This is a genomic window from Paenibacillus sp. GD4 (assembly GCF_030846225.1).
Taxonomy (GTDB): Bacteria; Bacillota; Bacilli; order Paenibacillales; family NBRC-103111; genus Paenibacillus_G; species Paenibacillus_G silviterrae.
This window is the reverse complement of sequence record NZ_JAVCYK010000001.1, coordinates 2,395,447-2,408,292: the sequence shown is the minus strand read 5'-3', so window position 1 is coordinate 2,408,292 and position 12,846 is coordinate 2,395,447. Positions and strand designations below refer to the sequence as shown.

General features: G+C 57.1%; 12 protein-coding genes. 9 read left to right on the top strand and 3 right to left on the bottom strand.

Features of this window, described 5'->3' with window-relative positions:
• The first annotated feature begins 20 nt into the window (after positions 1–20).
• The 8 genes from RAC89_RS11335 to RAC89_RS11300 all read left to right on the top strand — a co-directional run bounded on the left by RAC89_RS11335 (position 21) and on the right by RAC89_RS11300 (position 8,297).
• Positions 21–461, top strand: coding sequence for a Dps family protein (locus RAC89_RS11335; RefSeq protein WP_284642893.1), 441 nt, complete (start codon positions 21–23; stop codon positions 459–461).
• Positions 462–560: 99 nt separating this feature from the next.
• A complete protein-coding gene (locus RAC89_RS11330) occupies positions 561–1,778 on the top strand; it encodes a PQQ-dependent sugar dehydrogenase (protein WP_306613536.1) in 1,218 nt (405 codons plus the stop codon).
• 21 nt (positions 1,779–1,799) lie between these two features.
• A complete protein-coding gene (locus tag RAC89_RS11325) occupies positions 1,800–2,978 on the top strand; it encodes a class I SAM-dependent methyltransferase (protein WP_306613535.1) in 1,179 nt (392 codons plus the stop codon).
• 130 nt (positions 2,979–3,108) lie between these two features.
• Complete coding sequence (locus RAC89_RS11320) at positions 3,109–5,091, top strand: methyl-accepting chemotaxis protein (RefSeq protein ID WP_306613534.1); 1,983 nt, start codon at positions 3,109–3,111, stop codon at positions 5,089–5,091.
• A 72-nt stretch (positions 5,092–5,163) separates the two neighbouring features.
• The gene (locus tag RAC89_RS11315; RefSeq protein WP_306613533.1) at positions 5,164–6,063 is read left to right on the top strand and encodes a DMT family transporter; all 900 of its coding nucleotides are present in this window, start codon (positions 5,164–5,166) and stop codon (positions 6,061–6,063) included.
• Positions 6,064–6,079: 16 nt separating this feature from the next.
• Positions 6,080–6,586 (top strand): DNA-deoxyinosine glycosylase, encoded by a 507-nt coding sequence (locus RAC89_RS11310; protein WP_306613532.1) that lies wholly within the window; start codon positions 6,080–6,082, stop codon positions 6,584–6,586.
• 96 nt (positions 6,587–6,682) lie between these two features.
• Positions 6,683–7,240, top strand: a complete 558-nt coding sequence (locus RAC89_RS11305; protein ID WP_306613531.1) for a hypothetical protein — start codon at positions 6,683–6,685, stop codon at positions 7,238–7,240.
• A gap of 91 nt (positions 7,241–7,331) precedes the next feature.
• Positions 7,332–8,297: a hypothetical protein gene (locus tag RAC89_RS11300; RefSeq protein ID WP_306613530.1), complete on the top strand. Its 966-nt coding sequence runs from the start codon at positions 7,332–7,334 to the stop codon at positions 8,295–8,297.
• Positions 8,298–8,389: 92 nt separating this feature from the next.
• Here the strand turns inward: RAC89_RS11300 and RAC89_RS11295 are convergent, their stop codons facing one another.
• The 3 genes from RAC89_RS11295 to RAC89_RS11285 form a co-directional block, all read right to left on the bottom strand.
• Entirely contained in the window at positions 8,390–9,031 is a 642-nt protein-coding gene (locus RAC89_RS11295) for a LysE family translocator (protein ID WP_306613528.1), read from the bottom strand.
• A 94-nt stretch (positions 9,032–9,125) separates the two neighbouring features.
• Positions 9,126–11,246, bottom strand: a complete 2,121-nt coding sequence (locus RAC89_RS11290) for a transglycosylase domain-containing protein (protein ID WP_306613527.1) — start codon at positions 11,244–11,246, stop codon at positions 9,126–9,128.
• Between the two features lie 206 nt (positions 11,247–11,452).
• A complete protein-coding gene (locus RAC89_RS11285; protein ID WP_306613526.1) occupies positions 11,453–11,908 on the bottom strand; it encodes a hypothetical protein in 456 nt (151 codons plus the stop codon).
• A 235-nt stretch (positions 11,909–12,143) separates the two neighbouring features.
• Between RAC89_RS11285 and rluF the strand changes: the two genes are divergently transcribed.
• Positions 12,144–12,845, top strand: a complete 702-nt coding sequence (gene rluF, locus RAC89_RS11280) for a 23S rRNA pseudouridine(2604) synthase RluF (RefSeq protein ID WP_306616086.1) — start codon at positions 12,144–12,146, stop codon at positions 12,843–12,845.
• Position 12,846: the final 1 nt, after the last annotated feature.

The window sequence follows — 12,846 nt, the reverse complement described above, 5'->3', positions numbered from 1 at the left end:
TGGAAGGAGGAGCGAAAACGATGTCCAAAAATTTAACGGAAGTACTGAATACCCAGATCGCCAATTGGAGCGTGCTGTTTATCAAGCTTCATAATTACCATTGGTATATTAAAGGGCCGCAATTTTTTACCCTGCATACCAAGTTTGAGGAGCTGTATACCGAGGCTGCCCTGCATGTGGATAATCTCGCGGAGCGTCTGTTGGCATTAAGAGGCCAGCCGGTGGCGACAATGAAGGAAATTTTGGCGAAGTCGAGCATTCAGGAAGCCGGCGGCAGCGAAAACGCGGATCAGATGGTCCAGGCGATCGTTAACGATTTCGGCACCATTATTCAAGAGCTGCGTGAGGGGATGAGCATTGCCGAGGAAACGGGTGATGAAACGACCGGCGATATGCTGCTGGCCATCCACAGCGGGCTGGAGAAGCATGTTTGGATGCTGGAATCGTTCCTGAGCAAGTAAGACGGTTGAAGAAAGCACAGCCACGCTTCGAGTATACGGAGCGTGCAGCTGTGCTTTTTCTATGCCCTCGTTCGCTTAGAGCTTTTGACTTGGGTTATAATGGATAGCAAAAGGGATAAGGCGGTGCTGTCTACCATGATCGGAATATCGAAATGGCCTCTGCTCGGCTTAGCGGGGGCGATGCTGCTGAGCGGCTGCGATATGAACAAGCCTTCGGCTCCTCCCGTATCGGCTCCCGGCAAGCAAACCGAGGCACCGGCGAGCTCGAAGTCGACCCCCTATACGGCCGAAGTGCTCGTATCGGGATTACAGGTGCCTTGGGATCTTGCTTTTGCTCCGGACGGACGCCTGTTCTTCACAGAGCGCGGCGGGACACTGCGCATGATCGATCAGGGCAAGCTGGCGGAAAAGCCGGTGTTCCGCATCGAGGACGGGCTCTACAAGGAAGCGGAAGCAGGAGTTCTTGGGCTGACCCTCGACCCCGATTTTGCCAAAAATCACTATATTTATGTGTACCATTCGTACCAAGATAGCGGCGGGAAGCCGGTCAATCGGGTCGTTCGCCTCATCGAACAAGGGGGCAGCGCCAAACTCGACCGTGTCATTATAGATAGACTGCCGGGCAACCGGATTCATGACGGTGGACGTGTAAGGTTCGGACCGGACGGTATGCTGTATGTCACGAATGGTGATGCCGCCTCCCCCTCCCTGGCACAGCAGCTGGACTCGCTGGCCGGCAAAATTTTTCGTGTGCAGCCGGACGGCCAGGTGCCTAAAGACAATCCGTTTCCCGGTTCACCGGTATACAGCTTAGGGCATCGGAACCCGCAGGGACTAGCATGGCACCCGGTGACAAAGCAGCTTTACAGCACCGAGCACGGACAGACGGCGCACGACGAGATCAACCTCATCGAGCCCGGGGCGAATTACGGCTGGCCGCTCATCCAAGGCAATGAGAGCCAGGTGAAGCCTACGGATGCCGGGAAGCTCGGTCCCGGACCGCTTAAAACGCCGCTCGCGCATAGCGGGGACGACACCTGGGCCCCCTCCGGCATCACCTTTGTGACGAAAGGGCCCTGGAAGGGCAACCTGCTGGCGGCTAACCTTCGGGGGACGCAGGTGCTGCGGGTGACGCTCACGGAGGACGGCAAGGGCGTCCATGCCATCGAGCCGCTTTACAAGGGGGAATTTGGCAGAATACGGGCGGTGGCCGAAGGGCCGGACGGGTCCGTTTACCTTCTGACGAACAATCGCGACGGCCGCGGACAGCCGAAGGCGGACGATGATAAAATCATCCGGCTCAAGCCGAATTTTTAAGCAAATGGGGATGGCAATGCCATGGAACACGACCTGCAGGAATTACTACAAGAGATCATCAAGGAGCGTAAGCTGATTCAAGCTACCGTCAGCCAGCCGCGCCGCAGCGATCCATCCGGATGCACAAAGGTGACAGTGAAGCCGGTACAATTGAAAGGAGAGCTTTACTATCAATTCAGCTCCTTCTGCGGACCGAAGGTATTTCACGACAATCTGGAGCCCGCGGCGGCACAAGAGAAGCTGAGTGTGCTTCTTGGCGAGCAGTATCGTCAGGCGCTGCTGCAGTCGGCGGATGCCGACTACCAAGTATTGATCAGCAAGAAGGGCAAGGTTGGGATCCTCAAGAAGCCGCCTACCAAGGAGGCTCCCAAGACGTTAACCCACAATCGGAAGAAGCAGTATCTTCTTGAAGAGGGAGTTCCGGTCCCTTTTCTCGTGGAGCTGGGCATCATGAATGCCGAGGGGAAGGTGTTGGCTGCGAAGTATGATAAATTTCGGCAGATCAACCGCTTCGTGGAGATGATTGCCGACGTTGTACCGCATCTGGCCAAGGATCGCACGCTGAACATCGTCGACTTCGGCTGCGGCAAGTCGTACCTGACCTTCGCCCTATACCATTACTTGAAGGAGCTGCAGGGTCTGGACATCCGGGTCATCGGACTCGATCTGAAGGAGGATGTCATAGCACACTGCTGTGCTCTGGCTGAGAAGTTCGACTACCGGGGGCTTCGGTTCCTGGTCGGAGATATTGCGAAATATGATGAGCTGGACCGGGTCGATATGGTCGTCACGCTGCATGCCTGCGACACGGCCACCGATGCCGCACTGGAGAAGGCCGTACGCTGGGGAGCCGATGTGATCCTCTCGGTGCCCTGCTGTCAGCATGAGCTGTTTCGTCAGGTCCGCAGCGACGTCCTATCGCCCCTGCTTCAGCACGGGATCCTGAAGGAGCGCTTCTCTTCCTTGGCTACGGATGCGATGCGGGCGCGACTGCTGGATATGATGGGCTATCGCACGCAGCTGCTTGAATTTATAGATATGGAGCATACGCCCAAAAATATTTTGATCCGTGCGGTAAAGGGCAAGCGTCCGCCGCAGGCCGAGCTGGAGAAGCTGCGGCAGGGCTATGAGGCCTTTCGGGATTTTCTGGGGGCGGATCCTTATTTGGAGCGCGCGCTGCAGCTAGAGTTGAAGGCTTAATGATTACTTAACCAAAACTTTCCTGTTTCGTCACATTTCCGGCCGAATCTTATCCCATCTCTCGCAGGCAGCCATTATAAAATGGTACTAAGGACATGAAGATCTGCCACGAGGATAGGAGGTTAGACGGATGTGGAAATGGGTACAATCTCTCACCGGCCGGTTTATGCTTTACACTACCGGTGTATTATTGGTTTTGATGGGGTCGGTTTATCTTTTTCAATCCAATGAAATTCGTAAAGACGTAGAGGGGCAGCTGCTGGATAAAGGCAGAAGCCTGGCCATGGCTCTGTCGAGGAGCCTGCAGAGCGTGACGGAAGCCGATATGCAAACGGGTGTCACTTTATCCGATGGAACGCGCTTCACGGGGAATGAGGTTAAGAAGCGGCTGTTTGATGATAAGCTCCAGCTGATTCCAGAGAGTGAGCTGGAAGCCGCCAAACGCTCGAAGGACCCGGCTTATGCTTCGGGGAGGCAGGTGCTTTTTAACGGCAAGGAAATTCCGCTCGCCCAGTATGAGCTCAAATATAGGAGCGCCTACGACGCCTACACGGACGACCGCTGGCAAAAGGTGATCGATGCGTTTCTGACGGACGATCAGGTCGTATTCGCCTTGCCGATCGCGTTCTCGGCAAATCCTGATTATGCGGGTTATATCGCAACCCATAACACCAAATATAGCGCAACCGGCGGGAGCTCCAAGGATGATTGGGGCGTTGAAGGGCTTTTGAGTCAAAAATACCGGGCCAACCGCGTTTTTAACGATACGACGGGCTATCAGGCGGCGGCGAATCAGAACACCTCGGACGTGCTGCTGCAAAAATATCCGCGCATCCTTGAAGGGAAGACGGTTGAAACGTGGGATATCTCCTATCCGTTACTATTGGACGGGAAGCATTGGGGCGGTGTTAGGGTAGCCCTGTCCAAGGAGGCTTCGGATGCTTTGATTGCGAAGCAGCAGCGAACGCTTCTTCTGGAGCTGATCGGATTATTCGCGGGGATGCTGCTGCTGATCTGGGCTCTCTCCCAGTTCGCGGTCGGACGGAAGCTGCGGTTTATGCTGCAGGCCGCCGTGAACCTGAACTCCCACGAAGCCAATCTGGCCTACCGTATTCCGATCCGAAGCAAGGATGAGCTGGGCCGGCTCGGGGAGGAGATCAACGGCTTCATTGCTCATCTGCAGGAGATGATCGGAACCGTTCGCCGCCTTACCTCGCAAGTAACGGTTACAGCGGGACAGCTGTCCGAAGGGGCTGCACAATCCGCCGCTTCCGCGTCCGATATCTCGAGGGCGGTAGCCGAGGTGGCCGCGGGGGCGGAGACCCAGGCTACCAGCGCGGAGGACAGCGCTAAGGCCATGGAGGAAATGGCTGTGGGCATTCAGCGCATCGCGGAGTCCTCGGCCCAGGTTACGGAGGCCTCCCTATCCATGGTGGACGAGGCGAAGCTGGGTCGTGAAGCTTCGCATGGCGCCATGGGACAGATGCTGACCCTCAGCGATTCGGCCGATGCCGTAGGTTCGGCGATCCGTCAGCTGAACGAGCGGATGGATGCTGTCAGCGAGATGGCTGCTGTGATCACGGGCATCGCCTCACAGACGAACCTGCTTGCGCTGAATGCGGCCATCGAAGCGGCCCGGGCGGGAGAGCAGGGCAAGGGCTTCGCCGTAGTGGCCGGCGAAGTAAGAAAGCTGGCCGAGCAATCGGAGGAGTCGTCGCGCGAGATCAACGAGCAGATTGCGGAGATCCAGGCCTCGATGAAACAGGCAGTTGCCGCCATGGAAACCGGCGGGCGTGAGGTTGCGCACGGCGTGGAGGAAGTGAAGCGCGTCGGCGAGGCCTTTGAACGGATTGTGGCGACGGCTCAGCAGGTGTCCGAGCAGATCCAGGAAATTTCCGCCGCCTCCGAGCAAATGTCGGCCGGTACGGAAGAGGTTACCGCCGGTATCGAGGAGATGTCGCGAATCGCCGGCGAGGCGGCACAGCATATGAAGCTGACCGCAGACGCTTCCGCGCAGCAGCTGATCTCCGCCGATCAGACAGCTACGCAGGCCGGCAGCCTTCGCGAGACGGCGGAGCAATTAGAGCAAACCGTAGGGCGATTTCGAGTGTAACCGCGCCCTGCGGTTTTTTTTCGTGGTACAATGAATTATCTACATCATGTCTAACCTAGAGGAGTACGAACGATGGGTTACGTTCTATTAATGCTGGCCACCCTTTCTTGGAGCTTTGTCGGCATTCTAGTGAAGGCTGCTTCGGCTGCGGTGGACAGCACCACGATCACGCTTGCCCGGTTTGCATTCGGCGTTTTGTTCTTGGGGCTTTTTCTTTTCATCCGCGATAGAAGCCTGCAGCTTCGCTTCGATATGAAATGGATATGGATCGGCGCGATCGGGAAATGTATGAATTACTTTTTTGAGAATATCGCCATCTCCATCGGGTATTCCTACGGCAACATTCTGGTCGGTCCCGTGCAGACCGTATCGCTGCTGCTTCTATCGGTTGTGCTGCTCAAGGACAAGGTGACCCCAAGAGGCTGGTTCGCTGCCGCAATGTGTGTAGCCGGTGTGCTCATCATCAGCTGGAATGGGGTACCCCTGGCCGAGCTGTTCAGCGGAGGAGCGTTGACCACTCTTCTCTTTGTGATCTCAGGGATCGGAGCTACCTTCCACGTGCTGAGCCAGAAGCTCCTCATTCGCGATCTGGACTCAGGCACCATGAACTTTTCCATCTTCTTCTGGGCGTCGCTCGTCATGCTGCTACCGCTTCCTTGGCAGTTTGAGATAAAGGGAGCGATGACATGGACAGCCTGGCTTGCCCTCATGCTGCTCGGTTTGATCACGGGGCTGAGCTTCTATTGGTTCTCGCAGGCGCTGAAGAAGGTCGCGTTTCCGATCGCTGTCATTGTGAGCAACACGGCGGTGCTTTTCACGATACTTTGGGGATATCTGTTCTATGGTGATCCGGTGACGACTTATATTATCGGTGGTGCGGTGCTGTTTACGGTGGGACTGGTGGTGCTCAATCTGCCGTCAAAGCGCGTGCGGCTGCAGGCTGCTGCGGAACAGGGCAGCATTAAGCTGTAAGAGGAGGTAAGCGCCTATGAAAATTGTTGGCCTTCCGCCCCTCGTCCGGGAGGACTGCCGGCTGTTGATTCTCGGTTCCATGCCCGGGGTTGCCTCACTAAAGGCGCAGCAGTATTACGGGCATCCGCGCAACCGGTTCTGGCCGCTGCTTTACCGGCTGCTTGACGGCGGGGAACCAAACGGCAGCTATGACGAGCGAATCCGTTTCGCTCTTTCCCGCGGCGTTGCCCTATGGGACGTGCTGTCCGTCTGCGAGCGGGAAGGCAGTCTCGATTCGGCGATCCGGGAGCCGGAGGCAGGGGATTTTGCAGCATTTTACAGCCGGTATCAAGGGATCCGTCATGTGTTCTTTAACGGAAGAACGGCGTCGGAGCTGTATCGTCGGCATGTGCTTCCGACACTTAGGGAGGAAGGAGCTCTCACTTATGTGACACTTCCCTCTTCGAGCCCGGCGCATACACTGTCCTTAGAGGCGAAGCTGGAGCTGTGGCAGCCCGTTCGGGAGGCTTGGTTGAAGGTCTGAGCGCCGTTGGGGGTTATTGTGGGAGCCTCCCATAATTTGACGGCTTCTGATCCATACTAACCCTACGCAGGTGTACAAAAGGGAGATGATCACCGTATGGCTAGAGACAATATCAAGGTTCCCTTCGGATATGAGCCGCCTGATCCGCGGCAGGGGGAGCGCGGCACGATGTGGGTTTACGACAGCTTCGAAGGATATACGGCGCAGGAGCTGATGCAGGTGCTTCACACGGCCGAAGACCGGCGGTTCGCGAAGGTCGTGTTCTATCCGCTTCATGAGGAGACGCTTCGCCGCATGGACCGCAGCGGGGCGGCGGAGCCTATGTACCGCCGGGTACAGCTGCTGGAGGCTCTGCTGGACGAAAGCGATACGGACATCGACTGGGTGATTGAAAACTTTGAAGCGAAGCGCAAGAAATATACGCCGGTCGATTTTGCTTTCCGGTTTTTGCAGGAGAAGTATAAGGGGCCGCATTTTGCCTACGTGACACAGCAGATGGCGAACCGGATGGCGGGCTATGACACGTTCGAGGAATGGATAAAACGCATCCGTCTGTTCATTGCTGAAGACGGCACCGGAGCAGGGTCGGGTGGACTTCATCCAAAGCTTCAGGAATATGAACACCGCTGGGAGCGTGTACTGGTGCGGGTTTGAAGCGGCAATGCCCCCAAAACGGGAGTCGTCTGCGAAGCTTATAAGTACTCTATTATTCCATGAGCTTCGGGCTTGTGAAGGAGGGTACTAGATGAAGTCTTCGCTTTGGCGAAAAACGCTGTTTATTATGATAGCCTGTGTATTGGCATCCGGGCTGGTGTACGGGGCGGTGATGCTGGGGGATGCTCCGGTATCCGCAGAAGTATCGAAGAGCACGCAGGGGCAATTCGTCAGCTTGGAGAACGGAAATAAATCCATCAAGCTGACCTCGGGAGGGTCGGAGGCAGAGTATCCGATCGCCGCAAACGTATGGGTATACCGCAATCTGCAAAAGGCAAGTCTCAGCGACCTGCAGAAGGGGGATCAGGTGGAGCTGATCCTGAACAGCAAGGAGCAGGCCGCTTACGTGAAGGCAAGCAGCGAGACTGCGGCTGCGGCGGAAGACGCGCCCGTGTCCAACGCGGCACCTGTGCCGGCACCCGAGCCCGCGCCAACACAGGTGCCGGTGACGACGCCGACTCCAGCTCCAGCTGCGTCTTCCGGCTCAGCAGCACCTAAGGCAGACCAGGCAGCTCCTGCTGCTGCGGCAGGGACAGGAGCCTGGGCTTGGGAGAAGCTGGAGGTTGAGCTGGAGAGCCGCGAGCTGAAGCTGAAGATTGAACAGAAGGCGGAAGATGCCGGCAAGAAGATGAAGACTGACATCTACGTGCAGACGAAGGACCGCGCGGTTATCCGGTTGACCGATGCCGCCGCGGAGCAGCTCCTGCGAATGCTGCTGCAGGGCTTGCCTTCCGACCGGGCCGCTTGGGAAAAGGGTCTGAAGGAGCGTTTGTCCGCGCAGTTCGGCCTGAAGAGCGTTTCCCCGGATTGGAAGGTCGAGGTCAAATGGAAGGAAGACGGACCTTCCGGTCCTCCGGGAAAAGGGGCGGAGAAGGCAAGCGAGAAGGCCCAGGGCAAGGCAAAGGGCCATGAGAAGGACAAAGGCCCGGACAAAGAGAAGGGCTACGAGAAGAACAAGGACAAAGGGAAAGACAACGGTCACGATGATGACGATTGATCGAAACGAAAAGAGGCTGCCGGGGAGGCAGCCTCTTTTTTGCCTACCGGCATTCCGGTAGCCCGATCTGTTTATTTACTGCCAGCGCCAGCTCACATCAGCTGCTTCCATCCGTCCCAGAATACGTGCGCAGCGAAGTAGAGGAACATGAGTGCCGAGATAAAGGACAACGTTCTCACAAAGCGTTCGCCAAGGGCTTGTCCGCTGCGGGTGCCGACTAGCGAGATGCCGAAGGACCACAGCAGCCCGGCGATGAAAAATCCGCTCATAAAGAGCATGAGACCGGAAAGGCTCTCGGCAGGATCGCTGGCCGCAATGGGACCGGCTGCCGCCGCGAACCAAAGGATGGCTGTAGGCGAGGACAGAGCGATACCGATTCCCCAAAGCACATCGCTCAGCGGAGTTCTATCCGTCACAGATACACCGTCCAGCACAAAGGAGCGGGCACGAAATGTGTCGCGCAGCATGCTGTAAGTAAAATACAATAGCACGGCCGTTCCGCCAATCCAGACGGCCCACCTCACGAAGTCGAGCTGAAGAATGGCGGAAAAGCCGAGCAGCGCCAAGGACAAGTAAATGAGATCTCCGATTGCGGAACCGAAGCCGAACAAAAAAGCCGGACGAAGACCGCGTTCTATGGCCGTTTTGATCATATTGATGTTGACCATTCCCAGGTCAAAGCATAAAGACAGGGAAAACAGAAAGCCGGTTACGAATGCTAAAGAACCGCTCAAAGCAAAAACTCTCCTTCATTTCACTCAAGAAAGCTAGGAAAATAAAGGACAGTATACCATGAGCGGCTCGATCTGAACAGATAGGTTAGGTGATTCAATCGTCTTTCTTCTTGCCCTTTCCTTTGGCTCCGTTTCCTTGCTGCTGCTGCCGTGCCAGGTTCAATTGCTCTTCGAGCTGCAGCCGCTGCTGGAGCTGTGCCTGGGCCGCCGCTTGGGCAGCAGCCTTTGCGGCGGCCTGCGCATCGAGGACCTCCTGCGGCACGGGAAACGGAGATGCCGGCACGTCCTTCAGCACGCGGGTCATCAGCTCCCGGAACAGCACGGCTGGGACCGCTCCTCCGGAGGTCGTCAAATAATGGTTACGATCCGTCTGATCGTAACCGAGCCATATCGCAGCCGTCAGCTCCGGCGTGAAGCCCACGAACCACGCGTCCTTCGCACCATTGGCGCCGATCTGCGCGAACTCCGCTGTCGCCGGCAGCTGCGTGGTGCCGGTCTTCCCGGCCACGGGCCTGCCGCCCAGCGCGGCGGCCTTGCCTGAGCCGGAAGCCACGGCCTCCTGCAGCAGCAGCGTCAGCGTATACGCGTGCATGGGCTTCGTCAGCTGCGTCGGCTGCGGCAGCGCTTCGACCAAGGGGTGTCCCTCCTTGGTCGTTATCTTCGTGATGGCGTGGGCCCGCTGCAGCACGCCTTGATTGGCGATGGCGCCGTAAGCCTGCGCCATCTGCAGCGGCGAGACGCCCTCGGATAAGCCGCCCAGCGCCATGCTGAGATTGCGGTCCGCCTTCGGCAGCTGAATCCCCGCCCTGCGCAGGTAATCCATGCCGGCGTCAAGCCCGATCTCGTTCAGCAGCCAGACAGCCGGGATGTTCCACGAGCGCAGCACGGCTTCCCGCAGCGAGACTTGGCCGCGGGTCTGGCCGTCCCAATCCTTTGGCTGATAGCCGCCGATGTTCAGGTCGCCGTCGTACAGCGTGGAATCCGGCGTGTAGCCGCGCTCCAGTGCCGGACCGTAGACAGCCAGCGGCTTGAAGGAGGAGCCGGGCTGGCGCTTCAGCTGGGTAGCCCGATTGAAGCCGCGCTGTACCTGCTCTCCGCGGGAGCCGACCATGGCGCGGATAGCTCCCGTCTTATGGTCAATGACGACCACGCTGCTCTGCACCGGCTGGTCGGTGGGACCCGCCGGGAACCACGAATCCTCCCGGTACAGCTGCTCGGCGGCCTGTTGAACGGACGTATCCATGGCCGTATGAATCCGCAGCCCCATCGTAAGCACCTGTTGTTCGGTGAAGCCGTAGAGCCGCTCAGCTTCTTCCAGCACATAATCCACGTAAGACGGATACTTGCCCTTCAGCGTTTCGCCGTGGTTGGGCTTCAGCACAATCGGCGTGGCGACGGCCTCCTGATATGCCGCCTCCGTAATAAAGTGCTGCTCCCGCATCATCGACAGCACCAGGTTTCGCCGCTCGAGCGCTTTTTCTTTATTTCGCATCGGGGAGTATAGGCTTGGTGCCTTCGGTAGCCCGGCCAGCAGGGCGGACTCCGGCAGCGTCAGCTTCTGCACGGGCTTGCCGAAATATTGCTGAGCGGCCCCTTCGACGCCCCAGCGCCCTTCTCCGAAGAAGATGCTGTTCAAGTACAGCTCCAGAATTTCATCCTTGCTGTAAGTGAAATTGATTTTGATCGCGTAACCGAGCTCCTTGAACTTGCGGTTGAACGTCTTATCCGAGTCGAGGAACAAATTTTTGGCCAGCTGCTGTGTAATCGTGCTGCCGCCTTCCTTCAGGGAGCCGTGCTTCAGATCCCGCAGCACAGCACGCCCGATCGACCAAAGATCGAAGCCGGCATGATCATAGAACCGGCGGTCCTCCACGGCGATCACCGCATTGCGCAGGTCCAGGGGGATATCGTTCAGCGGGACAGGAACGATCCGTGAGGAGGATAGCTGGGACACCGGCTGCCCGCCGGCATCGATAACGAAGGTGGGCTCGGGCAGCGGGTGCTCCAGCTTGCTGATATCCAGCCCGTTCACCCAGACCATCCCGGCACCTCCCAGCAGCACGGCGGTGAGCAAGGCAATCAATAGCCCCCATAGGAGAGGCTTGCGCCACGCTTTGCCGGCAGCCGTCCGCTTCCCGGAAGGCGTTGCCTTGTGAAAGGACGGCGCGCGCCGTTCCTCTGTATTGTTTGGAACCATGGTAGGCTGATCATTCATTCGAGCATGGGCTCCTTTCGCGCAAGCTGCATCTAGGTTTGTTCCAAATCATTCGAAGCCGGCGGTACATTTCGAGAGGTTGACAAGCGGCACAAGCTTCGAAATGTTACATAAGTTACAAAAAAACTCCCGCTAGGCGGGAGTCGGTCTACAAGCCGAAGCCTCTGCATACGGGAGTTTTCGTAAAGAGCCTATCGCAAGGATGGTTATTGAATCGGGTCAGGCACCATGCCGCTTTCACGGACTTGGCTGTTCGTAGGCATATTGGACATGACCTTCCCAAGACGGACAACGTCCTCCTCCGAGCTGGCCATGCTGTTCATCGTGTGCTGAAGAGATCTTTTTCGTCGTTTTCCGGGGTCGTTGGCTAAGTAAGCTACAAGCTCCCCAAGCATCTCCTTGGCCGCCTCCTCCGCTTCCGAAGGCACGTTATCCTTCGAATGGAACCCGGCCTGTCCTAGATGTACCTCCGTTTGCCCGTCATCGCGGGTTTGGGTGAGGATACGGAACGGGTATTGCTGCTGTGTGAGCGGGTCGCGAAACAAAATTTCGTAAAGACAGCCCTCACGGCAAGGGGCTTCGGTAAAGCCCAAAGCGGTTAATGTGCTGTGTACATGGGCAAACGGCTTGGTCATCGTCGGCAGCGTCTTTCTCGTGTTCATCGGATGCAACACTCCTTCGATTGAATTGGTCAAGCGCCCCGCGTTATGTCGGGGTACGTCTTCTTACCCGGCAGGGGACAAGCCTAAACCGAAGCTTGCCGTTTTTAAGTCGATGGTCTTAGCATACGACACCAGTCGACACCTCGTAAGGGAGCTGAAATGGGATGGATATTTTTGTATCGAACCTTCGCCATGATATAATGAGGACAAACCCTAGATGAAAGTGACGACAATCATGCGGATTAATAAATTTATAAGCGAAACGGGGCTCTGCTCCCGGCGTGAAGTGGACAAGCTGGTTGAATCCGGGCGAATCACGATTAACGGTGTTAAGGCCGAGCTCGGCAGTCAGGTTAATGAAGGCGATGACGTGCGCGTCGACGGACGAAGAATCGGCGTGAAGAAGAAGCACGTCTACATCGCGCTGAATAAGCCGGTCGGCATCACCAGCACGACGGAGCGGCAAGTGCGGGGCAATATTGTGGACTTCGTGGGGCATAAAGAGCGTATTTTTCCCATTGGACGGCTGGACAAGGACTCGGAGGGACTCATTCTTCTCACCAATGACGGCGATATTGTCAACAAGATTCTGCGTTCGGAGAACGAGCATGAGAAGGAATACATCGTTACGGTGGATAAGCCCCTTACGCCGATGTTCGTGAAAGGAATGTCTAGCGGAGTCAAAATCCTGGGGACAATTACGAAGCCGTGCAAGGTTCAGCAGCTCGGAGAGCGGGTGTTCCGCATCATCCTCACGCAAGGATTGAACCGGCAAATCCGGCGCATGTGCGCCGCCTTCGGTTACGAAGTAAGACGACTGAAGCGAGTGCGCATCATGAACATCAAGCTGGCCGATTTGCCGGTAGGAAAGTGGAGAGACCTCGACCCGCAGGAGCTGGATCGCTTGCTGAAGCTCGTCGGTCACGAGGCGCAGTAGC